Annotated in this window: 34 protein-coding genes; 14 read left to right on the plus strand and 20 right to left on the minus strand. The window is 66.6% G+C overall.

The window, feature by feature from the left end; all coding sequences use genetic code 11:
- Positions 1–2 precede the first annotated feature (2 nt).
- From KIH07_RS16880 to KIH07_RS16960, 17 genes are all read right to left on the minus strand, one after another.
- On the minus strand, positions 3–197 hold the full coding sequence (locus tag KIH07_RS16880) for a hypothetical protein (protein WP_226493075.1): 195 nt from the start codon (positions 195–197) through the stop codon (positions 3–5).
- 2 nt (positions 198–199) lie between these two features.
- Positions 200–646, minus strand: coding sequence for a hypothetical protein (locus KIH07_RS16885; RefSeq protein WP_226493076.1), 447 nt, complete (start codon positions 644–646; stop codon positions 200–202).
- On the minus strand, positions 643–954 hold the full coding sequence (locus KIH07_RS16890) for a hypothetical protein (RefSeq protein WP_226493077.1): 312 nt from the start codon (positions 952–954) through the stop codon (positions 643–645). Before KIH07_RS16890 ends, KIH07_RS16885 begins: the two co-directional genes overlap by 4 nt.
- A 5-nt stretch (positions 955–959) precedes the next feature.
- Positions 960–1361: a hypothetical protein gene (locus KIH07_RS16895; protein WP_226493078.1), complete on the minus strand. Its 402-nt coding sequence runs from the start codon at positions 1359–1361 to the stop codon at positions 960–962.
- A 14-nt stretch (positions 1362–1375) separates the two neighbouring features.
- Complete coding sequence (locus tag KIH07_RS16900; RefSeq protein ID WP_226493079.1) at positions 1376–2320, minus strand: Mu-like prophage major head subunit gpT family protein; 945 nt, start codon at positions 2318–2320, stop codon at positions 1376–1378.
- A 53-nt stretch (positions 2321–2373) separates the two neighbouring features.
- Positions 2374–2793, minus strand: coding sequence for a hypothetical protein (locus KIH07_RS16905; RefSeq protein WP_226493080.1), 420 nt, complete (start codon positions 2791–2793; stop codon positions 2374–2376).
- Positions 2794–2822: 29 nt separating this feature from the next.
- Positions 2823–4280 carry a S49 family peptidase gene (locus KIH07_RS16910; protein ID WP_226493081.1) on the minus strand — a complete coding sequence of 486 codons (1458 nt, stop codon included), beginning with the start codon at positions 4278–4280 and terminating at the stop codon, positions 2823–2825.
- A gap of 77 nt (positions 4281–4357) precedes the next feature.
- Entirely contained in the window at positions 4358–5983 is a 1626-nt protein-coding gene (locus KIH07_RS16915) for a phage portal protein (protein WP_226493082.1), read from the minus strand.
- Positions 5984–5985: 2 nt separating this feature from the next.
- Positions 5986–6207 (minus strand): DUF6148 family protein, encoded by a 222-nt coding sequence (locus KIH07_RS16920; RefSeq protein ID WP_226493083.1) that lies wholly within the window; start codon positions 6205–6207, stop codon positions 5986–5988.
- Between the two features lie 69 nt (positions 6208–6276).
- A complete protein-coding gene (locus KIH07_RS16925; RefSeq protein ID WP_226493084.1) occupies positions 6277–6588 on the minus strand; it encodes a hypothetical protein in 312 nt (103 codons plus the stop codon).
- Positions 6585–8603 carry a phage terminase large subunit family protein gene (locus tag KIH07_RS16930; RefSeq protein ID WP_226494737.1) on the minus strand — a complete coding sequence of 673 codons (2019 nt, stop codon included), beginning with the start codon at positions 8601–8603 and terminating at the stop codon, positions 6585–6587. The genes KIH07_RS16925 and KIH07_RS16930 overlap by 4 nt, the downstream gene beginning before the upstream one ends.
- Positions 8604–8608: 5 nt before the next feature.
- On the minus strand, positions 8609–9109 hold the full coding sequence (locus KIH07_RS16935) for a hypothetical protein (protein WP_226493085.1): 501 nt from the start codon (positions 9107–9109) through the stop codon (positions 8609–8611).
- A gap of 216 nt (positions 9110–9325) precedes the next feature.
- Entirely contained in the window at positions 9326–10117 is a 792-nt protein-coding gene (locus tag KIH07_RS16940) for a hypothetical protein (RefSeq protein ID WP_226493086.1), read from the minus strand.
- 3 nt (positions 10118–10120) lie between these two features.
- A complete protein-coding gene (locus KIH07_RS16945; RefSeq protein WP_226493087.1) occupies positions 10121–10378 on the minus strand; it encodes a hypothetical protein in 258 nt (85 codons plus the stop codon).
- 362 nt (positions 10379–10740) lie between these two features.
- Entirely contained in the window at positions 10741–12411 is a 1671-nt protein-coding gene (locus KIH07_RS16950; RefSeq protein ID WP_226493088.1) for a primase-helicase family protein, read from the minus strand.
- A gap of 22 nt (positions 12412–12433) precedes the next feature.
- A complete protein-coding gene (locus KIH07_RS16955; RefSeq protein ID WP_226493089.1) occupies positions 12434–13510 on the minus strand; it encodes a toprim domain-containing protein in 1077 nt (358 codons plus the stop codon).
- Positions 13510–13878, minus strand: a complete 369-nt coding sequence (locus tag KIH07_RS16960) for a hypothetical protein (protein WP_226493090.1) — start codon at positions 13876–13878, stop codon at positions 13510–13512. Before KIH07_RS16960 ends, KIH07_RS16955 begins: the two co-directional genes overlap by 1 nt.
- An 80-nt stretch (positions 13879–13958) precedes the next feature.
- Between KIH07_RS16960 and KIH07_RS16965 the strand changes: the two genes are divergently transcribed.
- Positions 13959–14201 (plus strand): hypothetical protein, encoded by a 243-nt coding sequence (locus KIH07_RS16965; protein WP_226493091.1) that lies wholly within the window; start codon positions 13959–13961, stop codon positions 14199–14201.
- 223 nt (positions 14202–14424) lie between these two features.
- Here KIH07_RS16965 and KIH07_RS16970 read toward each other — a convergent pair whose 3' ends face one another.
- Both KIH07_RS16970 and KIH07_RS16975 read right to left on the minus strand, forming a co-directional pair.
- On the minus strand, positions 14425–15012 hold the full coding sequence (locus KIH07_RS16970; RefSeq protein ID WP_226493092.1) for a hypothetical protein: 588 nt from the start codon (positions 15010–15012) through the stop codon (positions 14425–14427).
- Between the two features lie 55 nt (positions 15013–15067).
- On the minus strand, positions 15068–15337 hold the full coding sequence (locus KIH07_RS16975) for a Cro/CI family transcriptional regulator (RefSeq protein WP_226493093.1): 270 nt from the start codon (positions 15335–15337) through the stop codon (positions 15068–15070).
- 70 nt (positions 15338–15407) lie between these two features.
- Between KIH07_RS16975 and KIH07_RS16980 the strand changes: the two genes are divergently transcribed.
- A complete protein-coding gene (locus tag KIH07_RS16980) occupies positions 15408–15881 on the plus strand; it encodes a hypothetical protein (protein ID WP_226493094.1) in 474 nt (157 codons plus the stop codon).
- 57 nt (positions 15882–15938) lie between these two features.
- Here KIH07_RS16980 and KIH07_RS16985 read toward each other — a convergent pair whose 3' ends face one another.
- On the minus strand, positions 15939–16418 hold the full coding sequence (locus KIH07_RS16985) for a hypothetical protein (RefSeq protein WP_226493095.1): 480 nt from the start codon (positions 16416–16418) through the stop codon (positions 15939–15941).
- Between the two features lie 61 nt (positions 16419–16479).
- On the opposite strand from KIH07_RS16985, the gene KIH07_RS16990 reads away from it, so the two are divergent.
- The 12 genes from KIH07_RS16990 to KIH07_RS17045 are packed head-to-tail and all read left to right on the plus strand — an operon-like array spanning position 16480 to position 23995.
- Entirely contained in the window at positions 16480–16986 is a 507-nt protein-coding gene (locus tag KIH07_RS16990; RefSeq protein ID WP_226493096.1) for a DUF1566 domain-containing protein, read from the plus strand.
- The gene (locus KIH07_RS16995) at positions 16983–17294 is read left to right on the plus strand and encodes a hypothetical protein (RefSeq protein ID WP_226493097.1); all 312 of its coding nucleotides are present in this window, start codon (positions 16983–16985) and stop codon (positions 17292–17294) included. Before KIH07_RS16990 ends, KIH07_RS16995 begins: the two co-directional genes overlap by 4 nt.
- Positions 17291–17767 carry a hypothetical protein gene (locus tag KIH07_RS17000; RefSeq protein WP_226493098.1) on the plus strand — a complete coding sequence of 159 codons (477 nt, stop codon included), beginning with the start codon at positions 17291–17293 and terminating at the stop codon, positions 17765–17767. The genes KIH07_RS16995 and KIH07_RS17000 overlap by 4 nt, the downstream gene beginning before the upstream one ends.
- A gap of 3 nt (positions 17768–17770) precedes the next feature.
- Positions 17771–18058, plus strand: a complete 288-nt coding sequence (locus tag KIH07_RS17005; RefSeq protein WP_226493099.1) for a hypothetical protein — start codon at positions 17771–17773, stop codon at positions 18056–18058.
- A 43-nt stretch (positions 18059–18101) separates the two neighbouring features.
- Positions 18102–18629 (plus strand): hypothetical protein, encoded by a 528-nt coding sequence (locus tag KIH07_RS17010; protein ID WP_226493100.1) that lies wholly within the window; start codon positions 18102–18104, stop codon positions 18627–18629.
- Positions 18630–18654: 25 nt separating this feature from the next.
- A complete protein-coding gene (locus KIH07_RS17015) occupies positions 18655–18864 on the plus strand; it encodes a hypothetical protein (protein WP_226493101.1) in 210 nt (69 codons plus the stop codon).
- Positions 18865–18867: 3 nt separating this feature from the next.
- Complete coding sequence (locus KIH07_RS17020; RefSeq protein WP_226493102.1) at positions 18868–19500, plus strand: hypothetical protein; 633 nt, start codon at positions 18868–18870, stop codon at positions 19498–19500.
- A gap of 28 nt (positions 19501–19528) precedes the next feature.
- Complete coding sequence (locus KIH07_RS17025; RefSeq protein WP_226493103.1) at positions 19529–20149, plus strand: dATP/dGTP pyrophosphohydrolase domain-containing protein; 621 nt, start codon at positions 19529–19531, stop codon at positions 20147–20149.
- A gap of 23 nt (positions 20150–20172) precedes the next feature.
- A complete protein-coding gene (locus KIH07_RS17030) occupies positions 20173–22158 on the plus strand; it encodes a ParB/RepB/Spo0J family partition protein (RefSeq protein WP_264181851.1) in 1986 nt (661 codons plus the stop codon).
- Positions 22155–22958, plus strand: coding sequence for a DUF1566 domain-containing protein (locus KIH07_RS17035; RefSeq protein ID WP_226493104.1), 804 nt, complete (start codon positions 22155–22157; stop codon positions 22956–22958). Before KIH07_RS17030 ends, KIH07_RS17035 begins: the two co-directional genes overlap by 4 nt.
- A gap of 36 nt (positions 22959–22994) precedes the next feature.
- Positions 22995–23600: a DUF1566 domain-containing protein gene (locus KIH07_RS17040; protein ID WP_226493105.1), complete on the plus strand. Its 606-nt coding sequence runs from the start codon at positions 22995–22997 to the stop codon at positions 23598–23600.
- A gap of 29 nt (positions 23601–23629) precedes the next feature.
- Entirely contained in the window at positions 23630–23995 is a 366-nt protein-coding gene (locus KIH07_RS17045) for a four helix bundle protein (protein ID WP_226493106.1), read from the plus strand.
- The last annotated feature ends 30 nt before the right edge of the window (positions 23996–24025 follow it).

The following is a 24025-nucleotide window of genomic DNA, read 5'->3' on the forward strand; positions in this document are numbered from 1 at the left end:
GGTTACTCCTGTGGGGTGCTGGTGGGTTCGGTGGGTTTGCGGTCTGCAGCGGCCGCCTTTGCCGCCACCAGGGCAGACAGGTCGACCTTGGTCTTCTGGAGCACGAGCGCGCCATCGGGCTGGCGGATGTAGCTGCCACCGGACTGGGGCAAGCGGTCGGACGCGGCAGGGGCGGCGGTGTCTTTGGGGGCGGGCATGTCTATGCGCTCCAGGGGGTGAGGGTGTTGGCTTGGGTGCGGTGGCGCACCACGAGGCGGAAGGTGGCCGAGGCGAGCGGGGTTTCGAGGGCGTCGAACTCCCAGCGCAGGTCTGGCGCGGAGTCGATGTCGGTCACGTCTGGCAGTCCAAGGGGCGCGGCGAGCAGGGTGGCCCAGCAGCTGGCGACCATGTCATCCACCGCGTCGGCGGGGTCTTGTGCTCCACTGGTGGCTCGGGCCGCTGCCTCCACTTCGACCAGGGTTTCCCAGTCGGTAGCGCCGAGGGGCGCGTCGGGCTGGCGCTGTGATCCGGCCAGGCGCACGAAGATGGCCTTGCTCTCGCTCTGGCTGACGGGGCGGCGGCGGTTGCGGTAGACGGTGACGCCGGGATGTGCCAGCTCCAATGGGGCGGCCAGGCCGTCGATCAGCAGCTTGAACGCGGTGCTCACGGCTGGCGCTCCAGCAGCAGGCGCGTCATGCCGGTGCCATCGGGCTGCACGTTGACGACATTGAAGGCCACCAGGGTCGGCGAGCCCACCGCGCTGGGCAACATCAAGACGCTGCCGTGGCCGAGGCCCTGCAGGTCTTGCGTGGCGCCCAAGGCGGTGGGCTGGCTGGATTCAAAGGCGCCGCCGAGGCCGGTTTCATACCCGTCGTCGAAGATGACTTGCACTTCCACGTTGGTAGTCACGATCAGCGCGGTGGTGCTGAACTCGGACTCCTGCAGGAAGGGGGTGAGGTCTTCGACGAATGGCATGGCGCTCAGCCTTTCAGGGCAGCGAGGGCTGCGGCGGCGCGGTCGAGCGCCGCCTGGGCGGCGGCTTTGGCGGCGTCGTCAGCGGCGGCGGCGAGCATGGCTTCGGCTTCGGCCACGGCTTTTTCAGCGGCGGCGAGGGCTTCGGCTTTGGCGGTTGCTTCGGCCTCGGCCTTGCCGGCCTTGGCTTTCTTCACCGCTTCCAGCGACTCGGCCATGCCCTTGGGCAGTTCGCCGTCGTACTGGAACTCTTCGCCGGCCTTGAGCTGCAGGGCACCGGTGGCCTGGTACCAGCCTTTGCGGTCGGGGTTGGGGGTGAGGGCGTGGCGGCGGGCGCTGGCCTGGTCTTTGCTGAGACCGAGCTCGGCACCCGCCGCGAAGGCCACCACCGAGAGGGCGATGTATTTCATGGCGGGTGGTCCGATCAGGTCAGGGTCACCAGGGCGGCGCGCTGCCAGTAGCCGTAGCCGACGTTGCGGCTGGCCTTGACGCCGTAGCGGTGCTTGTTCTCGTTGAACTCCAGCTCCGAGCCTTCGGCCACCGCGCTGATGGACACGGCTTCTTCTTCCTGACGGATGAAGGCCTTGGTCTCGGCGTCGGTGCGGAAGACGGAGATCTTGTCGGTCCAGGTCAGGCGGGCGTTGGCGGCCATGCGCATGGTGAAGCCGCCCAGAGTGCCCAGCGTGAGGATGGTGTTGGTGCGGGAGACCGAAGCGCCGTCCATGATGACGCTGGCACCGATGGCGCCGGCCACGCTGTTCATGAGCGGGATGGGCGTCATGATCAGGAACTCGCGGGCGTTCTCATTCATGGGCTCGCCCTGGTTGTCCTTGAAGCCCAGGATGGCTTGCACGGCTTTCAGGATGGCGGCCTCGGCTTCACCGGCGGTGGGCGCGGTGGGCGTGGTGACGTCGTGGGTCAGGTCGTTCGACTGGGTGCCGCTGTCGCCTTCGGCGTGATCGGTGTCGAAGAAGTACTGGCCGTCGTAACAGACGCCGGATTCGGCAGCGATGATCAGCTGGCTCAGCAGTTTGGCCCAGTGGGCGTTGGTGCGCTGAGCCAGCTCGCGAACGCGGACCATGACCTGCCCGGTTTTGTCGCGGCGCATTTCCTTCACCAGGACTTCGAGCGTGGCTTCAAAGTCTTTGTTGGCGATGGTGACGCCTTCGCTGGTGAAGCCCTTGGCTTGGCGACCGCCAATCCACTCACGCATGGTGGGCGACTGGCCCAGCCACTTGTAGGTCTCGGACTCCTGGTCGGAGTCGAACAGGTTCGAGACCTGGGGAATCCACAGACCCCCCATGTCCTGTTCGAGGGTGTTGTAGAACTCGCCGATGATGGCGCGGCTGGAAAGGCCTTGTGCACTCATGATGTGTTTCCTTCAGTGGGTGTTGTGCGTGTTGGGTGGGCTGCGGCCTGGGCTTACAGCGAGGCGGCGGTGAGCGCGTCGAATTCGACGATGGCCACACCACTGGAGACCCAGCGCGAGACGCGGCCGATGGCGGTGGCGCTGGTGCTGGTGAGGGTGAAGCTGTTGTCGTCGAGCGCGTAGACGATGGGGCGGTCGTTGGCGGTGATGGCCGTGGCACCGGCCACGGCCAGCTGCACCTTGCCGCGCGTCTTGACACGCACGTTGACCGCGCCAGCGGCGCCGGCCGAGTTGTCGGCTTTGGATTCGGCGAAGCCGAGGAAGGGGTCAACGGCCACCAGGGGGCGGGCGTAACCGGAGGCGTTTTCACCCACGGCGGCACCTTCGTAGATGATGTCGGTGGCAACCACCGGGTACTCTTCGATGGTGCCGAGTTCGTAGGCGCGGGGGGTGTCAGCGGCGAGCGTGGTCATGATGTGGGCTTCCTTGTGTCAGGGGGAGTTCAGCCGCGCGCGAAGATGCGAGCGCGGCCTTCTTCGGTGGCTTTGGTGAACGCGGTGAACGCGCCGACGGAGCTGAACTCCTTGCGCAGGTTCGCGTCTTTGTCCCAGGCCGCTTTGCAGCGGTCTTCCAGCGGCAGTGATGCATCGACACCGGCGCCCGCAGCGGCTGCGGCGGCTTGCTCTGCGGCGCTGGGCAGCACGGCGGTGATGGTGGCGCCGGGCACGATGGCGACGGGCTTGGGCGCTTCGGCGGCGGCGGCCTGGGCGGCTGCGGTGCGCAGGTTGCGCTCGGCGGCGTTGATGGCCATGGCGGCTTCGCCGGGGCCGGACTTGCCGTCGAACTTGAGCGAGGCGATCAGGGCTTCGTGGCCGGGGATGAGTTGGGCTTCGACGGCCTGGATGCGTTCGCGCTCGGCGCTCGCACCTTCGGCCATGAGGGCCTGCAGCAGCTCGGGCGCTTCGGCCGCGATCTGTTCACGGGTGATGGTCATGGTGGGTTTTCCTTGGGTGGGGTCAGGGGCGCCGAGCAACACCGGCTCGGTGGGCTGGGGGGTGCCGCCGGCCAGCACACCGGCTGGCTCGGCAGACAGTCCGCCCAGCGCAAACACGGCCTTGCGGCGGTTGGCGTACTGGGCTGGATTGGTGGCCATGCGTTCGACGATGGCGTCAACGGTGGCGAAGCCGTCGGCGAGGCCTGCGTCGATGGCTTGCTGGCCGATGAACTCGCGGGCGTCGGCCATGTGTTCGAGAGCCTGCTCGCTGGACACGCCGCGCTGCGCGGCAACGGTGTCGACGAACACGCTGTACAGGTGGTCGAGGCGGGCCTCGAAATAGGCCATGTATTCGGCGCTCGGGGCCTGACCGTTGATGGCGCTGCGCTTGTATTTGCCGCGCACGAACTCGGTGGCGGTCGGGTCGGCCTGGCTGACGCCGAGGCGGGTGTACACGCCGATGCTGCCGACGTTGACGGTGGGGCCGGTGATGTACACGGCGTTGGCGGCGGAGCCGATCCAGTAGGCGGCGCTGGCCATGGTGGCGTCGCTCACAGAGACCACGGGCTTCTCGCGCGACACCTGCGAGATCGCGGCGGCCAGCTCGGGGGTGCCGAAGACGCTGCCGCCGGGAGAGTCGATGCTGAGCACCAGGCCTTTGACGCGGCTGTCGGCTGCGGCGCTGAGCACTTGCTGCGTGAGCATCTGCGCCGATGCGCCGCCGCTGATCTCGGTGAAGAGGTTGGCCTTGGGGGCGATCACACCTTCGATGGGCAACACGGCCACACCGCCTTCGCGCACCTGGTAGCGCTGCTGCTCGTTGGCGAGCGGGCGGCCGAGGCGCGCTTCGAGCGACGGGATGTCGATCTTGTCGCCCTTGAGGTGGGTGGCGTAGATCTGCTGGATCTCGCGCAGGCTGTCCGGGAGGATGGCCCAAGGCGAGGTGAGCAGTTCGGTGAGTTTCATTGCGCGGTCACTGGTTGGATTCAGTGCCGCGATTGTGAAAATGCAGGCCTTTTAAAAATAGGCCAAATTGGCACAACTCAATCGGTTTCGGTGTCGTCGTCGCTGCCGTTGCTGCTGGTGCGGGCAGGCTGCGCGTTCTGCTCTGGCGCTGGCGAGCCGGGAGGCGCGGCCCAGATGCCGTCGCGCTTCTCGGCGTTGGTCTCTTTCACGCGCTGGCGGTGCTTGGTCTCCCAGTCCACGCCGTCGTGCAGGATGCTCTCAGCCTGCTTGGTGCTGATGCCGAGGGCCACGCGCTTTTCGGCAGCGGCCACGTCTTTGCCCGGGTCCACGCTGCCGGGGCCGTCGCCTGTCCACACGGCGCCGCACCAGGCTGCGCGCACGATGGGGTCGGCGAAGAAGCCGCGGGCGCTGATGAGGCCTTGCGACACTTCGTTTTCAAGCCACAGTTCGTACACCGGCTGGCACTTCTCAGTGACCACCATGTCGCGCTCCATGCGGAAGAACTTCCAGGCCATCATGAAGGCGCCGCGCGCCGCCGTGTAGCTGCTCTGGAAGTGCATGATCAGCACCTCGAACGGGATCTCCAGCGCGGCGCCGATCTGCCGCAGGATGGCGAGCACAAAGGGGTCGAACTGGGGGTTTGGCCGGCCCGGGGTGAGGTTCTTGATTTCCTCGCCGGGCAGCAGGTTGACCACCTTGTTGTTGCCGGCGACGTTGCCATCCCACTTCTGACCTTCGGCGATCAGCTTGTCCTGAGCAGATTCGTCATACAGCTCGGCGAAGGCATCGGGGTCCATCTCCGTAAAGAAGCTGGTCACGGCGGAGTCGACGGCCGCCTTGAGTTCGGCGTCGGTGTACTGGCTCAGCTGCTTGAGCGGCTCCAGGATGGGGGCGATCCATGGCACGCCGCGCACTTGCCCGGGGCGCAGGAGTTTGTAGCTGTGCAGCACGTTGCGGCGGCCGGTGTTGGCGCCTCGAACCTCTCGGCGCTCCCAGGTGTTCTTCACCAGCCGGTCACCCGGGTGGTGTTTGGCCACGTGCACAGCGACGGCCTCGCCCGTCTCGGGGGATAGCTCGATGCCATCCACGAGGGTTTCGGTGTCGGCCTTGCGGTCTGGGTTGCACACGCGGTCGGCTTCAATGAGTTGCAGCACCAGCATGCGCTGGCCGTCACGCTCCATCAACGGGGTGAGCACAAAGCTGTCTCCGCTCTCCTTGGTGCTTCGGTAGTCGAGGCCCTGCAGCTGGTAGAAGTCTTGGCGACGGTCGAGGGTGCAGGCCTTGCTGCGCGCCCAGACTTCAAAGCGTGCGCGGGTTTTGAGTTGCCACGCTTCGGCGGCTTCGTCGCTCAGGCCGAGGATGGCGGCGTTGATGGCGGGGTTGCAGCTGAGGCCGGTGCCGACGCTGTGGCTGGCGGTGATGTTGAGCGCGCCCAGGGCAATGGGGGCGTTGCGCATCTGGTCGCGGCTGCGCGAGCGCAGCATGGGCAGGTCGCCGATGATGTCGGTGTTGGGCGAGCCGGCGCTGGTGCGCCAGTTGGCCAGGGCAGCACGGTCCACGCGGGCGCCGGTGTATCCGCCGGAGAGCGCGAGCACTTCGCGTGCGTGCTGGCGGCGCTGCGCGAGCTTGGGGTTGAAGTAGGCGATGGCCTTGTCGAGCAGGTTGGCTTCGACCAGGGGTTTGCGTGGGGTCCTGGCTTTCATGTTCAGCGCACCATGGTTGCGGAGCGGCCACGGCGGGAGGCGCTGGCGGTGAGCTGGCTCACGCGGGCGCTCCACAGGCTGATGCCTTGCTGGATCTGCGTGAGGTCTTGGCGCGTGAGCTTGCGGCCGGCGATCTCGTAGGACTTGTTGGCGAGCGCGGCGGTTTCGGCGGCCAGGTAGGCGTCGAGCTGGGCCTGGGCTTGGGCGAGGGTGATTCCGGCCATGGTTGATGGACTCCTATGTTGGGCGATGGTAGGCAGCAGGCGCTGCGGAAAATAGGCCAAATTGGCACATCAATTGCCCGATCCCAACTTGACGTAGCGGTAGAGCGAGCGGCGGCTGATGCCGTGCCGATCGGTCAGCTCTTCGTCGCTGGCATTGCCCATGGCTTCCTGGAAGATGGCCTGGCGCTGCTCGCGGCTGGGGTGCTTCTTGCGCTTGGGGATGCGCACGCGCAGGCCGCCGAGTTCGGCGCGCACGTCGTCTTCGATCTGGCGGGCTTGCTCGTCGGTGAGCAGGGGGGTGGCGGCGCGCACGCGCAGCAGCACGACCTGCAGGATGTCGGGTTCGGGGTCGAGGCCTCGGCCGTCGGGCTTGGTGCTCATTTGCCACCACGGCGCAAGCCGCCCAGGGAGATGCGGCCATTGACGACGGCAGGAGATCCAGCGGTGGGCGCGGGGCCGGCCCGGGTGGCTGGTGGCGGTGGCGTGGTGCCGGGCTCGGCCGCTGCCGGGCTTTCGGTGTCCACATCGATGGGGCGGTGTTGCTCCTGGTCGAAGAGGTCGCCCACGGCGGGCACGAGGCGATCGCGCAGCAGCTGCCAGGCGTGTTCGCTTTTGCGGTGCAGGCCGAGCATGAAGGCGGCGGCGAGGTTGTACACGCTCAAGTCCAACGGCTCGTTGGGCTCGCCCTTCTTCTGTTCCCACCAGCTGACCTTGCGCCCGCGCTTGAAGCCGCTGGTGCGGTATTCGGCGGTGAGGCCTTTGAACCAGCTTTCAGGCAGAGACTGGCTGAAGTGCATGGCGCCGGGGCCTTGCGCCCTGCCCCACCGGGTCTGCAGGTAGTCTTTGGCGGTGTCGGTGCCGATGATCCAGAGCTTGACGCCGTTGCGCTCGACCTTGCCGCGTTTGTCCACGCCCACGTTGCTGGGTTTGTTGCCGACGATGGGGCGGTTCTTCTTGTTGGCGTCGCCCTTGACGGCGTAGATGTTGCGGTGCCGGCGGGCCTGGGTGAAGGTGTAGACCTCCTGGGTGTGGTGGCCACCGGAGTCCACGAAGGCGGCGCTGATGTTCATGAGGGCGCCGCTGGCGTGGCGGTACCGGGCCTTGAGCAGCTCGTCGGCCTTGTCCCAGGTCTGCTGGCTGGCGGGGTCGCCGTGGATCACCTGGTAGTCGATCACCCAGCATTCCATGCCATCGCCCCAGGCCATCACCTGGAATTCGAGGCGGTAGGCCTGCACGTCGATGGCGGCGGTGAGCATCACGCCGCCGGCGGGCACGCCGCCCAGGCGGTAGGTTTCGGCGCGGGCCATGAGGCCTTCGTAGCGCGTCGTCTCTTTGCTGCGCGCCCAGCACTTGGCGAGGCGCGTGTTGTAGAACACGATCATCGACTCTTCGCTGCCCTCCTCAAGCTGTGCCTTTGCTTTCTCGTACTGGTTGAGCAGAGCGACCCAGGGGAGCCAGCCGTAAGGCAGGAACATGCCGGAGATTTGGAAGCTCTCGGTCTCTCCGTCGCCAGGGACACCCTCGCTCCAGAGGCCGCGGGCAAACATGCGTGTCTTGTCGCCCTCGCTGTGCAAGCCACCGCACACGGTGCAGGGGTAGAACGCCTGTTTGCCATCGTCGCTGCGGATCAGGCGCGGGGCGCCGTTGTCGTCGAAGAATTCCAGCGACTGGGCTTCGCCGCAGTGAATGCACTCGGCGAGGGCGACACGCTGGGTGCCGCGATCGTGCAGCGTCTGGATCGGGCTTTCGCCTTCGATGGTGGGCGAGCTGGGGTAGTAGGTTTTCTTGTCGCGCTGGTGGCTGGTCTGGCGGGTTTCGACCAGCTCGTCGGGTGATCCTTCGCCGCCGACGTTGTCTTTGCTCCGGTCTACCTCGTCGTACACCACGTAGGTGACGGATAGCTCGGAAAGGTTGGCCGCGGCGCCGGCGGTGGCGATGTACAGCGCGCCGCCGGGGTATGCCTTGATGTCGTTGTTGTTGGTCGAGACGCGCGAGGCCGGTCGGGCGAAGCGCTCACGCAGCACGGGAACGGCGGCGACCATCTTGTCGATGCGAGCGGCGGCGCGCTTGTGCAGTTTTCCGGTGGGCACGACCCAGAGAAAGTTCTTCGGGCGCTGGTGCACGGTCTCGCCCAGGAAGTTGAGCGCCACCTGGGTCTTGAGCATCTGCGATGCACCCATGACCACGATGCGCTTGCACGGGTGGTCGGCACTCAGGGCCTGCATGACCATGCGGGCGTGTGGCGTGCGGCTGGTCTTGTAGGGGCCGGGCTCGCTGGCGCCGGTTTCCTTGGGCACGATCATGTGACGGTCTGCCCAGACATCGACCGGCAGGTTCGAGTCGGGCTCGATGCCGCGCGCGAACGCGTCGAGCATCAGGTAGTAGCCGTCGTGCATGTCGTTCACTCGGCGGCCACCTTCACGCTGAGTTTCTCGCGCAGGCCCTTGGCCAGCATCTCCTGGATGGTGCGGTTGTGCCGGCGCAGCACCTGGGCGCAAGCGTCGGCGCTGTCCAACGGGGCCAGCTCGGCCGCCAGGGTATTGACCGAGGAGTCCATGGCGTCGCGCAGTTCGCGTGCGATGTCGAAGCCGCCCCGGTTGATGTCGCTCACGTCGCGCACCTCGCCGCGAAGCTTCGCCAGCTGCAGCTCGGCGATGCCAGCGTTGGCCTGCTCGGTGCGCGCGCGGGCGGCGGTGTAGCCGTCTGGGGCAGGCGCCGGCGCGGCTGCAGGCTCGGCGGTCGATGCACCTGGTGCGCTCAGCAGGTCGCCGGCCGGGTCGGATACGTGTCCAGCATCGCTGGAGCCCACACGCGCCCGGGTGTTGCGCGCCCACTGGCTGTCCGCCAGCGCCTGGTCGATCAGCTTGTCCGGGCCGAACGCACTGATGCGTTTTTCGTCCACCGCCTTGCGCACCGACTCCCGCGACGCGCCCGGGAGCCCGCGATCCTTCCGCGACCGCGCGTATTCCGCCTGTGTCAACAGGTTCGGGTCACTTTTCGCCATCTGTCAACCCGTGTGTCAACTTTTCCCCAGCCACCCCGCTAGCGCTCCGACGCGGTATCAATTGCCCGCGTTTGGGTGGGGTTTCAAAGGACCCGTTGGGGGGGGTGGTCTGTTTCACTTGACCCCCTGCTTGCGGTAGGCCGAGGCTGAGCCGGTGGCCATGAGGGAGCGCAGGGCTTTGTCGAACTCGTCGGGGAAGCGGCGCTGCACGGTCTTGTTGACGATGCCGAAGAAGTCGAGGCGCGCGGTGTAGTGCGCTCGGTTTACGAAGATCATCATGGGCTTGAGGCTGGTGCCAAAGGCGGTGTACACGCGGCGGTAGACGCCGGGCTGCAGGTGCCTCGCTCGGCTGCCACCCACCGGGTTCACCCAGTATTCGAAGCCGTACACCCCCTTCTTCTCATTGCCCTTGCGCAGGCGCTGCCGGGTCTTGATGTTGGCCTTGTTGAAGCCGCTCTCGGTGTAGCTTCCCAGCACGTTGAGGATGCGGGAGATCTCGCCCGCGCTCATGTTGCCGTAGGCATCGAGGGGTGCGGCATCGCCCGGCACGATAAACCAGCCTTGCGGCAACACGCCGATGCGCTGCAGGCGCATCTCCATGGGCTTCATGTCGCGCTGACCACCGGCGATCTGGGGTCGGGCCCACAGCTTGTCGGCGTCGTGGCTGCGCTGCCTGAACCACAGCATCGCCTCGGGCTTGCGGGCGCTGGCATAGAACACGCGCAGCGAGCGCAGGGTGAACGGGACGGGGCGGTCGAACACCTTGCGCATCTCGCGGCGCACGTCGGTCTCGGCCCACTCTGCCGTGCGGTTCAGTGCCTCGCGAGATGCGGTGTTGACGCTGGCGCCCAGCTTCTGCACCCAGGCCTGCACCTCGGGGAAGTTGGAATCGATGCGGATTTTCATGGGTCAGATCTGGGTGGTGTTGGTGGTGCGGCCGAAGGGCGAGGCCATACCGACCGAGCGGCCAGCCTCTTCTGCGTGGAAGGTGCAGCGGTGGGCGTTGCGCTTGAGCCAACGGGCCGCGGCTTCAGCGCCCTGCTCTTCCAGCACCTGGGCGTGCTCACGACGGGCCTGCTGGGCGGTGGCCATGGCGGCGTCCACGTCGACGAACTGCCCGTCATAGGCTGCGCGGCACAGGTCGATGAAGGCCGCCACCTCGGGCATGGCTTGCCTGCGTGCCGAAACCCCTGCAGCAGGCTCGGAATCTGGCGCTGCTGGGGCGTTTGGCTGTTGGTCGAGGGGGTCGCCCATCCTGTTTCCTTTTTTCTTTTGAAAAAGAGAAAAGCGAGTTACGCGGTTGCGCGTGCGCGTAACCGCGTAACCCGCAGCCCGCCTAGCGAGTTGCACGGTTACGTGGTTACACCAACACACAGGTACATGCACGTGCACGCACACACACGCGCCCGCCCGCCCACGCACACACGCACATGTATAGATGGGTCGCGTAACCGCGTAACCGCGTAACTCCCAGCGTCGTTGCTGGGTTTCGGAGTTACACCCCCGCGCAACCGCGTAACCGTGAAATGTCATTCGCCCTCTCCTTCGCCGACACTCGATCCACCCGGGGAGGGGGGTTTCCCATCTTTCGACCAACCGAGGTAGCTGCGCAGGTGAGGCTCGAAGGTGGTCACGCAGTCGGTGGCCCAGGCGCCCTGGGTCATGGGCATGCCCGTGTCGTCGTACAGGCGGGCAATGGCGTCGTCTGGGTCGCACACCAGGAACATGCGCTCCACCTTCTTCGCGCCCTCGGTCTCCAGCTTCATGGGCTTGACCCGTGCCGGCTTGCCCTGGCTCTCGCTGAAGCGGCACACCGTGGGCGTGAACTGCTCGCGCTTGAACGGATAGCGGTCCCCGGTGCGCGCGCACCACTTGGTGTAGGCCCGGTACACCTGCTGCATCGAGCAGGTGCAGTACGGCAGATCCAGCTCGCCGTTGGCCCACTCCCACCAGAACTGCTCAGGGCTCTTGCGGTTGAGCGTGATGAGGTTGGTTTTGGCCTCGGTGTAGGGCGCCGGGCTGTAGGGGTCGAAGCCATCGAGCGGATACGACAACAGGTAGGCCATGAAGGCTTCGGTGCCGCCGTTTTTGCGCCACTCGCCCAGTGCCCTGTAAAACTCGAACTCCCGCGCCCTGGGCGTGTACACCACCAGATACCGCCGGTCGCTGTTGTCCAGCGCCAGCGGCTGCAGTTCGTTGCTCAGGAACACGATGTTGATGTGGTTCGCTTCCTCGCGCCTGGGCAGGTTCTTGGGGTTGATCTGCACCGTGGGCGAGGTGATCAGCGCCTTGAGCCGGTTCTTGTTGTGCACCAGCTCGGCGCGGCTCGACACCTCGTCGCCCACCACAAACAACTTGCACGACCGCCAGTCGTTGAACTTGTCTTCCAGTTCGTCCTGGCCGACCAGCGCGCCGTATTTTCCATAGATCGACACCACGGTGTCGAATAGGAAGTTCTTACCCGCTCCCTCGTCGCCGTGCATGATTACCGAGGTGCGCATCTTCGCGCCCGGGTGCTGCAGCGGGTATGCCAGCCAGCACAGCAGCCAGTGCATGATGGCGTCCACGTCGTCAGCGTTGTCGCTGGCCCGGCTCACCAGGTAGCGCACCAGGTCCAGCATGGGCTTCACATCGCCATCGACCGGCTCCATGGCCAGGCCGTGGTAAAGATTGACGCACCGGGCGTCGCAGGTCTCCGTGGGGTCGAACACCACGTCAGACGGCAGCACCGTGCGCCGGCGCTCGCTGCCCTTCCACAGCCGCACCATCTCAGACCCATGGGCGTGGCCCATGTTGGCGATCTTCATGATCATGCGCTGCGTGCCATCCCACACCGTGTCGGTGCCATAGATCAGCGCGAAATGTTCGGCCAGGATGTTGAATTTGCCCCAGTCCACCGCCTTCTCGGGCTTCTTGGGCTTGGCAGTGGCCTTGCCGGAGGAAGATTCGCCCGAGGCACCGGGCTCTCCCCCGTCCCCCGATGGTTGCGCAATAGCGCTTTCTTGGGGGGAGGGGGGAGGCGACGATGCAGCCGCGATGCCCTCTTCCACAGCCTTGCGCCACGCCGCCGCTTCCGCCAGCGAGACAACGTTGTCCAGCGGCGCTGACGCGCCGAGGGCTGACGACGGCGAAGGCGAGTCCGCACTGGCGGACTCGGGCGCCTGCGGCGCTGGTTCGCCGACTTCTCCGGCTGCGTCCATAGGGTGATCGGGTGGCAACTGCTCAGCCATACACCCGCCCCATCACGTTGATCACCCCGTCCAGCTGGCGCGTCACCGCGTCCAGGCCGGCCAGCACGTGCAGGTCGTTGAAGTCCGTGTCCTTCTCGCCCCGATTGGGGCCGAACACCGGGTAGACGAAGTCGCAGCCCGGCACATCGCGCGCCACCTTCTTGGCGGCCGTGCGGCCCGGGTTCAACAGCTTGCCGGTGCGGCGGTCCTTCGTGCGCCAGTCGTCGTCGGCACAGATCAGGATTCGGTGGGTCGAGGGGTACAGGCTGCGCAGCAGCGGCACCACGTGCGCCAGGTTGCCCGCGTCGAACGCCACGAACACCGGCAGGCGGTGGCCTGTGGCCATGCGGATCGTGAGGCCCGTGGCATAGCCCTCGCACACCAGCAGCAGCGCCAGCGCCGCGCCATCCACACTGCCCAGCCGCACACAGCTGCCCGGCTTTTCGAAACCGCGCTGGTAGATCTTGGCGCCGTCGGGGGTGATGAACTGCAGGCCGCGCAGGGCTTGGTCTTTCGGGTAGTCCAGCCGCACCAGCGGCACCAGCAGCGTGCCGCCCACCAGGCGCACCACCGTGTCGGCCTCGCCCGGGCGGTCACCGGGCCAGCGCAGCACCAGTTGCTCGCGCAGCCAGCGGCAGGCCTCGCCCACCACCTGCTTGCGCTCCAGGTAGGGCGAGGCAACGCCCTCTTTCACGCCCTTGCGCCAGATCGTGATGGCCTCGGCCGCGGCGTTGGCGATCTCGGCCGCGCGCTCGGCAGCGGCCCGGGCCTGGGCGGCCTCGCGCTCGGCCTTCTGGCGCGCGCGCTCTTCCTCGGCCATGGGCTTCCAGTCGGGCACCACCTTCTCGAAGCTGCCGCCGTGGCGGTAGGTGCCGAAATAGCCCGTGAGGTACAGCCCACCCGAATCGGGGCGAAACTCGTGCAGCTTGTAGTAGTCCTTGCCACCCTGGCCGCACGTGACCCGCTTGTCCAGCCGCTTGGGGAAGGCCTGCACGTCCTTGTCTTTCAGCGCAATGCCGAACTGCTCCATCTGGAGCAACACCTGTTGAAGGTTCTCGTAGGACGACATCAGGCGAGCTTTCCCCGCAGCACCTGCGTCAACGCTTCCACCTGCGTGCGCAACACCCGGTTTTCTCGCTCCAGCGCGGTCTCGACCTTGCGCATGGCAAACAGGTCGTAACCCCGGGCGTGGTTCATCCAGAGCAACGGCGCGTCGTTGCCGCAGTGGTCCATCACCGCTGACAGCTTGGGCCAGTTCACACCTTCCTGGCCGCTCGCCCAGCGGCTGAACTGCGCCTTGTCGAGCTTCAGCGCGTGCTGCACCTGCTTGGGCTCAAAGCCGCCCAGCTCAAGGCAGAGATCGAGCGCGGCGCCCAGCGAGGGCTTGCGCATCACCTCGGCCGGCGACACCTCTACGGGCAGTGCAACCTGGTGCATTTCAGTGCCTCTCAAATTTGTTGAGTGGTGTTGAGTGGCACCGATGGGCAAAATTTTTTGCATGCACCCGAACACACACCATGAAAAAGAAAAACCCACCACCCGCCCGGCCCGCAGCGTTTTTGATCAGGGAGGAAGACCTCGCCCGGGCCAGGGCAGCGCGGGCAACCGCGCCAGAGGGGTGGTGGGGGAAAACGGATCGAAGGGCCGCCGCGCGCGCCATGGCGCGGCTGGCGATCAAGGCCAGGCGGCGCAAAGCACCGGCGGGCGCGGTGAGAGTGTTCGTGCTGATGGCACGCGAGGCGAGGCGCTGGGGCCGCTGAATGGCGGGCCTGCCCAGCCCGGTAAAGTGGCGGCTCTCACCCCAACCACCCACCAGAAAGGGCAGACCCATGGAACCGCAACTGCTGATCAACCCACGCGTGAAATGGGCATGCCCCGCCGGAGACGTGGGCAAGCTGCACTTCGTCGAGGGGTACAAAGGCGAGGTGCCCAAGTTCCCCCACGAAAACGACGTTCTCACGGTGCCGTTCATTCTGGATGCCGTCACGCGCCAGCCGGTGCCTGTGCGCGTGGTGCAGATCCAGACGCATCAAGATCAGGCAGGGCATATCCAAGTCGTTGTAGTGACTCCCGCGTCTCCGGGTCACTGAGATCGAGCGGAAACTCCCTGCGCGAGAGCATCACAATCCCGGGCAAGGCCGGGTCGATGTACTGGCCCGCGGGGAGTTCGGGCGATCGGGCCGTCTCGTCACGCACCAAGTCGCAAGCCGGTTCCTCGGCAGAGATTGGATCGACGCGTAGGGCGGCGCCCTGGTTGGCCGTAACTTTCCGCAGGCGCTCAATTAAAGCGGCCAGCAGGGCTATCTCTTGCGCAAGCTCGTGGTCAGTCACAGGCGCCTTCCATTCATCGCTTGACAGCACAGCGGCAAACCCCGCCATCCCGGCCCGGGCCGCGATCACGGCCCTGGTGCCCAATTGCTCCTCAGTGAGGCCTGGCTGGCGGTCGAGTGCATCGCGAACCACATCGCAAACCAGCCTCTCCAGCGACTCTCGACGCTCATCAGTCAGGTACTGCTTCTGCTTTTCATCGGCTGGCAAATCGACGCGAAGGGTGGTGCCTTGTTGGACCATGGGTGTTCTCCTCGGGGTGGTTGATGAAGCGGGCGCGCGCAGCGCCCGAAGGGACTCAGGCGCCCTGCCCTGCGGCCTCGGTCGTGGCGGGCTGTTCTTGGGGTGTGGCGGCGTTGGCCGCCTGCTCTGCGGGCTGCGGGGCGTCCGGGTCTTTAGCCACCGGCACAGCACCATGCAGGCGGGTGTAGGCCCCGAGAACACGGTCAGATATCCGCAGAGGCAGATCGTCCGGCCACTTGTCCACGGCCTGGTAGGTAACTCGAAGGGCTTCTGCGGCCTTTGGCACAGTTCCCCCGAGCAGTTCGATGGCTTGCGACTTTTTCATAAGGTCGCATTGAACCATAGTTCATGCAACTATGCAACCATAGTTCCCGGAGAACATGGGAACATCAACCATGGTTGATTTCAGAGATTACAGAGACCGCCTCAACTGGGCGATGAAAGAGGTCGGTACGACAGCGCAACGGCTCGCCGACCACATGGGCGTAAGCTACCAAGCCGTGAAGAAGGTGATGGATGGCAAAACCAAGGCATTCAGCGCCGCCAATAACGATGTAGCCGCAGCCTTTCTTGGCATCACAAGCCGCTGGCTTGCCACCGGCAAAGGCCCCATCAAAGCAGCCGACGCCATAGACGTTGAGGCGAGTTTCACACCACGAGAGCGCTCACCCGCAGCGGGCGTGAGCGACATCAAACCACCGGACATCCGTCCAGCGTTCTTGCATGAAGACGCCTGGATTGCGGAGGCCATCCGAACCTTGCAGAGCCTTTCAGACCAAGACCGCCGAGCCGCTGTGCTCAATTTGCGGGTGTTTGTCGCAACGCTCGATAAACCCGGCGACGGCCAGGCTCTATCAGTGGCCGCATAACAACAGGGAGCCGCGCGACCTGTTGTAAGGCAGGCGCCAATCCTTCAGTCAGCCGGGTCACCCGGTGCACTTGCTGACAACGTTTGCCAACACGATCACCGCAACAATAGCCCCAACGCCAATTGCAAGATTGCTGTTATCTTCTTTCTTGCTTGCCTCGGCGATCTTCGCTCGCACCACGTAGAAGTCGGCATCAGGCGCCAGAGCGCCGCCGCAGTGCTTGCACACCGAGGCCTCTGGCAATACCCACTCCGCGCAAGCAGGACACCGCACGTGGGTGGATCCCGTTGGGGCGGCGTTGACCGCTCCCGCTGATGTACTGAGGTCCTTCGCGATCAAGACAAACACAAAGCCGATCAGCGGACTTAACAACAAGGCGATAACGAACCATCCGAAGCCGCTGCGCCCCCTCTTGCTGGCCAGTACACCTACTGCGATAGCCAGCAAAAACCAAATCAACGGAAGCATTTTCCCCTCCTGAAAGTTGTGGCGTTCCAGCCGAACTTTACAGCACCATTTTACAAATAACTGAACCATAGTTGCACTCCATACTGAACTATGGTTAAATATCCCTCACGTCCACAAAACGGAGGGCCAGATGGCACACCAAACCCCAGCCGCGGGCAGCGGCACCACCCCACCCGCGCCCGGCCAGTTCTGGCCCGAGCAAAACGCCTGGTACGCCGGGCCCGTGGCCTATCCCGACGGCCGCGTGTTCGCCCTGCTGCTGCCGGCCGACTTCGCCGCCGTGGGCGAAAAGGCATGGGGCGAGTACGGCCGGAAGATCGAAGGCGCCGACAGCCTGCACGACGGCCTGAGCAACACGCAGGCCCTGGCCGCCGCCAGCTCGCCCGCTGCGGCCGCCGTGATGGCCCACGGCGATGGCTGCTACCTGCCCAGCCGCGTCGAGGCCCTGCAGCTGTTCGCCACCCTGAAAGACCAGATCGGTGGGGGCTGGATATGGACGAGCACGCAGTCCTCGGCCGACGACGCCTGGTACCAGCTCTTCAGCGGCGGCCTCCAGCACGCCTACTACAAGGGCTGTGAGTTCCGGGCCGTTCCAGTCCGCAGATTGATCCTTCAATCCTTCGGTACTTTGGCATGAACCGCCACCTCACCCCCAGCGCGACCGTCGTGAACTGGCTCGCCGCCATCCTGCTTGTGGTGCTGTTTTTCGGCATCGTCCACCAGTTGGAGCGCGACTCGCAGGCCGCCCAAACGCTCGACGCGATGGACGCGGCCGTGGCCGCCACGGAGGCCCGCATCGACCGCGCAGCGCGCGCCCTGTGCCGCGCCGAACTGGGCACCGGCAGCGTGGCCGCATGGACGCCAGAAGGCCGGCTGGTGTGCACACCGCCCACCGAGCCGCGCACCACCGGCGCGGCCGTGGCATGGACGGGGAGCGAGCGATGAGCCACCCGACCCAACACCCCCGCCGCGCCGAGCTGCTGCGCCGCATCGACGCCGCCGAGTTCGCCGCCATGCAGCAGCCCGCCAAAGTCGCCCCCGTCAAGCGACTGAGCGAAGGCACCCGCAGCGCCCAGGCCATCCAAGAGGGCTTGCGCACTGGTGCCATCCGCCAACAGCCGGCGCCACAGCCGCAGCACCGGCCCATGACGGCCGACCGCTACCTGCTGCGCGACAACGCACCCACGTTGCGCGCGGTGCGAGAGCTGGACTCCCTGGGGGAGCACTACCGGGCTGCGTGCAGGCGTGTGGACGCCGCTCTACCCACCGTCAGCCAATCGGCACACGACCGGCTGGCCGCCCAAAAGGCCGCGGCGGAGGAGCTGGACCGGTCGCGCCGGCGGCGCACGCACGTCCTGCTGGCCGTGTATTTCGCTGCCCTGGCCGCCCTGCTCTTCGCCGCCGTACAGAAGGCCTGAGCCATGCCCACCCACCTCACCGAGCAGCAGCTGCGTGCCGCCTGGGCCGCCATGCGCACACGCCGCTGCCTGAGCGCCTGGCCCAACAGCTTCGACGCGGTGATGGCCGACCCGAGGCGCGGGCAGCTGGTGCGCCTGGAAGCGCTGGCCGCAGCCAGGGCCGCCGCGCGGCGACTGACCAGGCCGTGCCAACCGGTGAACCCGATCGAGCACCACGCGCCACCGCCGCCCCATCCACAGCCCTACCGGCTGGACCGCAAGAAAGCCGCCGCGGGCGACCGCGACGACTGACCCATCACCACCACCAACCCCAACCCACCCAACCGGAGGAACCATGCTCAAACCCAAGATGAAAACCACCATTGGCCTGCTCGCTGCAGCGCTCGCCGCGTCGTCGGCGGCTGCTCAGGACGGCGACACGCCGCGCCCCAACCCCACGCCCGTGCCGTGCATTCAGTGCAACGTCAGCACGCCGCCGAACACGGCCATCAGCAGCCCGGTGGCTACTGGCAATGGAAACGCGGCGGCCATCGCCAACACCACCGCCACCAAAACCAGCGCGGCGGGCGGCGATGCGGCGGCCGATGCGTCCAACACCATGACCATCGGTGGCGACACCAGCAAATCACTCGTGGCCGTTTTCCCGGCGCCGAGCACAGCCGTGGTACCCGCAGCCCAGCACTGCATCGTCACCCGCTCCAGCGCCGGCGGCCTGGGGTGGAACCTCATCCAGGCCGCCCACAGCGAACAGCACAGCGACCCGGTGTGCACCCTTATGGCGCTGCATGCCCGCGCCACCTCCCCGGCCCAGGCCGACCTCCTGTTCACGGAAATCCTGCGGCGCCTCGCCGCCGGGCAGTGACACAGCGACGAACCCGGAGAACCCCATGCCACAAGTCCACATGACATTCACCGACACGCCAAGCGGCGGCGTGGCGGTGCACAGCGACTTCCAGCCCGCCGTGGGCAAGCCCTGCAGCCCGGCCCAGGCCGCGGCGCTGGAAATCTACAACCGCACCCGCAAGCAGTGGGGCGTCGAGGACGTGCACGCGCACGCCGAGACCGCCAACACCGCGCAACCCGTGGCCGGGGCCTGAGCCATGCGCGGAGCCCTCGCCCCCATCACCATCGCAGCGCTCAGGCACCTGAGCGCGAACGGCGCCACCCCGCTGTCCACCATCAAGGCCGCCATTGCCGGTCTGGAGACCAATACCATGAACAATCTGGTGCAACTCGGCCACGCGCTGCGCACCGAGACCGGCCTGTGCATCACGCCCAGGGGCCGCGCCAAGCTGCGGGGGATCGACAACCCCGACCAAGCGGCGCCCGCCGCCAAGCCAGCGCCCGCAGCACCCCAGCTCAGCAACAACGAGCTGGACGCTGCCATCCTCGCCACGCTGGGCGCAGCCGGGCGGGGCCTGCCGCTCGCCACGCTCGCCCACCGTGTGGGCCAGCCCATCAACGTGGTGCGGCCGGCCGTGACGATGCTCTCGCAACGCGGGCGCCTGCACTCCAGCGCCAGCAAGCCGCCGCGCTACAGCTTGCCCGAGGCCGTGGGCCGCACCGCCACGCGCCCGACAGGCACCTACGCCGGCACCGAGCTGCAGCGCAACCCCGGCATCGGCCCCGAACGCTACGCCGCGTTCGATTTGCCGAGCCGCATGGGAAACCGGCTGCATTACCCCGATGGGCGGGTGACCTCGCTCGAACACCACCTCGGCCAACCAGCCTGATTCACCAACCGAAACCATCAAGGAAACCATGCGCATCTATCTCAGCGGCCCCATGAGCGGCATTACTGACAACAACTTCCCCGAGTTTCATCGTTGGGCCGCTGCCCTGCGCTCAACCGGCTTCGATGTCGTCAGCCCTGCGGAGATTCAAGAGGCTGGAACGTGGGAACTGTGCCTGCGCGCCGACCTGAGCGAGCTTTGCACCTGCGATGGCATCGCGCTGATGCCCGGGTGGGAGGGCAGCAAGGGCGCGCACCTTGAACTGCACGTCGCCCACCGGCTCGGCATGAAGGTCATGCACCTCCCGCTGCAGTTCGACCTTGTGACGCATCTGCACCGCCAGATCGCATTCAGCGAGCGCACCTTCGGCCCTGGCGACCGGACGGCCGGCGTGTGCGACCACATCCGCAAGGAACTGCGCGAGGTTCAGGACGATGCAGCGGCTGGCCTGCCGACGCTGGCCGAGTGGGTTGACGTGATCATCCTGGCCTTCGATGGCGCATGGCGCTCCGGCGCAACGCCCGAGCAGATCACCAAAGCCATTGTTGCAAAGCAATCCAAGAACGAGGGCCGCAAGTGGCCGGACTGGCGCACAGCCGATCCGACAAAGGCCATCGAGCACGACCGCACATCGGAAACGATGGCCTAAACCCCCACCCCCGAGACCACCCCATGACCACCGAAACCCAAGAAACCACCACCCTCACGGCCAACGACCCCGCCGTGGGCTCCACCGTGCAGATCAGGCACGATCTGACCAACGAAGTCGACGCCCCACACAAGTCCGCCGGGCTCCACGGCGTGATCACCGGCCGCGACCCGTTAGGCGGCTACATGGTGAAGGTTGGCAACCAGAAGCCAACGCGCCTTTTCCGAGCCGACTTCATCGTCACCAGCGCCCCCAGCGCCGAGCAGCTGGACAGTGCGAACGCCAGCACGCCCAGCAGCGCCACCACCGCCGCCGAGCCCGAACCCATCCGCCTCGTCAACGCCCACCCGCTCGACGCCATCAACAGCACCACCAACCCCCGGCGCCGCCGCGGGCTCGACCTGGACAGCCTGCGCGCCCTGGCCGACAGCATCTTGCAGCACGGCCTGGGCAACCCGATCCTGGTGCGCCCGCTGCCCGCTGGCCGCGTGGTCGAAACCAGCGGCATGGACCCACGCCCGGCCTACGAAGTGATCGCCGGCGAGCGCCGCTGGCGCGCGGCCCAGCTGGCCGAGCTGAGCGCCATGCCCATGTTTGTGCGCCACATGGACGACCGGGCCGTGCTCGAAATGCAGCTGGTCGAAAACATCGAACGCGAAGACCTCGACCCCATGGAAGAGGCCGAAGGCTTCGCCCTGCTGCGCGACGAGCTGGGCTACACCGTGGAACAGATCGCCGAGCGCATGGGCAAAGGCCGCGGCACCAGCTACGTGCGCAAGCGCATGAAGCTGCTCGACCTCACCCCCGCCAGCCGGGAAGCCATGTACGACGGCGTGCTGCAGCTCAGCACCGGCCTCGCCGTGGCCCACTACCCCGCCGAAACCCAGGCCAAGGCCGTGAAGATCATCAAGGCCATGGAGGCCACCGGCACCGACGGCCGGCGCATCCCCGCGCCCTTTCGCACCGTGGTGCTGGAGCTGTACCGCAAGCTCAACACCCTGCTCAAAACCGCCGCCTTCGACACGCAGGACCCGGGCCTCGTGTTCAACGCCGGCCCCTGCAGCACCTGCCCCAAGCGCAGCCAGGCCGCGGCCGACCTGTTCGCCGAATCGCGCGACGCTGGGGATGACAGCTGCCTTGACACCGCCTGCTGGGAGTCCAAGAAAGCCGCCCACGTGCAGCGCGTGCACGCCGACGCCAAGGCCCGCGGGCTGGAAGTGATCGACGGGGCCGAGGCCGCAAAGCTGGTGCCCAGCCCGCACAGCAGCTACGTGATGGGCTACACCCCGCTCACCGCCACCGCCTACACCGAGCTGGGTGACGACGAGACGATGCGCGTCGTCACCTACGAAGACGCCCTGCGCGCCCAGGGCCGCAAAGCGCCCAAGCCCGTGATCGTGATCAACCCCCACACCAACAAGGCCGTGGAAATGATCCCCGACGAGGTGGCCCAGAAGCTGGTGCCCACCGAGGGTGACGACGAAGGCGACAAGCCGGGCCCCAAGGGCGCGCCGCCGCCCCACGCAGCACCCGTGCCCGAAGAGCACCGAGCTCTGAGGCACTTGGACGTGCGCCGCGCCCTGTTTTACCGCCTGTTCGACGGCGTGCGCAACCGCCCGCGCACCGTGGAAGACCTGCGCCTGGCCGCCATCGCCATCATGTGCCAGACCGAAGACGCACACCCCCACGTCGAAGCCTTCATGGGCTGGGAAGAGGCCGTGGACGCGGACGAGCCCGAGGAATACCTGCGCGAGAAGATCGGAGCGCTCGACGCCGACCAGCTCGGCCAGTTGATCACCATGGCCGCCATGGAACAGGCCCTCGATTGGTACACCGGCAACTTGTACAACGTCGAGCAGGAAGCCGCGTTCTTCGAAGCCCAGGGCATCGACGTACTGGCCGTGCGCGACAAGGTGCTGGAAGACCTGGAGCGGCAGCAGGCGGCGGCCGGGGGCGGGGGAAGCGCCGAGGGCGACGAGCAGGATGAAGACGCGGAGGAAGCGGCATGAGCCTCCTGCACGAAATCCAGATCGTCCAGCGCAACGCCGGGGAAGCCGCCGTCATCCGCAACCTGGAACGCCAGGGACTCATTGCACCGGCAGCGCCCAACCCAACCACCACCCTCGTCGGCCAGATCCTCGTCATGGCCACGCTGCTGGAGCAAGCACTGCGCGTGGTGAAGAACGTCGAGGCCGAGGGCGGCGACGAAGGCGAGCTGCTGCAGGCCCTGATCGACCAGGGCGAAGCCGCCATCGCCACCGTGCTCACGCAGCACGCCATGCAACCCATCACCTCACCCACCACCTCCACCAAAGGAACCACCATGACCGTCGCCACCATCACCCCGCCCGCACCGCTCACCACCTGGCAAGGCCAGGGCGGCACCTACATCGGCATAAAGGCCACGCCCGACGGCAAGGCCTTTCACGTCGTTGCAGCCATCGGCACTCGCGAGCTCGAAGACCAGCAGTGGGGCGAATACGGCAAGCGCATCACCGGCGCCGACAGCTACCACGATGGCCGCGCCAACACCGAGGCCATGGCCGCCGCCGGCAGCGCGCTGGCCCAGAAGATTCTGGCGCTCGACATCGACGGCCACACCGATTGGGCCTTGCCCAGCCAGGCCGACGGCCACCTGCTCGCCGCCAACGCCAAGCACCTGATGCAGCAAGACGAGTACTACTGGCTCAGCACGCAGTTCTCGGCCGACAACGCCTGGTACCAGTACTTCAACTACGGCTACCAGGACACCGGCCTCAAGGACTGTGAGTTCCGGGCCGTTCCAGTCCGCTGCATTCAGATCGTCTGACCTTCGTTCCTTTGTTCCTTTTTTCTGATCACCACCATGTCCGCCATCACCATCCCCATTGAGTTTGAACTCTCCCCGCGCTCACGCGCTGTCATGGACGCGCTCAGCCGCGCGCTCGACCCGAAGTTCGTCAGCGCCGACGAATCCACCGCCGAGCCGGCAGGCGACCCCATTGCCCACTCGCTCGCCGCCCCGGTGGCGGCCGGCGCCTTCTGGCCCGAACACGACGCCTGGTACGCCGGGTTGCAGATGACCCCAGGCGGCCGCTACTGGCACGCGCTGGTGCCCAAGGAACACATCAACACGCTCACCGACGTGAAGTGGGGCGGCTACGGCACACAGATCGAGGGTGCGGCCGACATGTACGACGGGCTGGCCAACACCCAGGCCATGAGCACCGCAGGCCTTGAGCTTGCCCAGCGTGTGCAGGCCCTTGGCAAAGGCATGTATCTGCCCTCGCGCGCCGAGGTGTTGCTGATGTTCGCCACGCTCAAGAGCGTGATCGGCGACGGTGTGGTGTGGACCAGCACGCAGTACTCGGCCAACAACGCCTGGTGCCAGTTCTTCTACTACGGCGACCAGGGCACCAACAGCAAGGGCTGTGAGTTCCGGGCCGTTCCAGTCCGCAGATTGTTCCTTTGATCCTTTGAACCCCTGAGCGAAACAGCATCATGGTCATGCACACCCAGTTGCCCATTCACAAAACCGGCAGCGACCTCTTGGGGATCGCCACGCTGATCCTGGTCAAGATGAAGCGCGACTACAAGCGCGCCGTGGGCGAGAAGATCGTCGCCAACTGCTCCGACATGCTGAACCTCATGGCGCTGGCCAACGCCACGCGGGGCCGGCAGCGGGCGGAGCACCTTCGGGGCATCCTGGCGCACCAGCGCGCGGCCACCATGTGGCTGCGCGTAGCGCTGGACCTGAAGGCCGTGGCGCCGGCCCACTGGGGCAAGGCCATCCAGATGCTGGAGAGCGTCAGCAAGCAAGCCACCGGCTGGCTCGCCAAAACCAACGAACCGGCGCCTGCAGCATGACGAGCAAGCTCCTCACGCCCGCGCGCTTTG

The sequence above is a fragment of the Hydrogenophaga taeniospiralis genome, from assembly GCF_020510445.1.
Lineage (GTDB): Bacteria > Pseudomonadota > Gammaproteobacteria > Burkholderiales > Burkholderiaceae_C > Hydrogenophaga.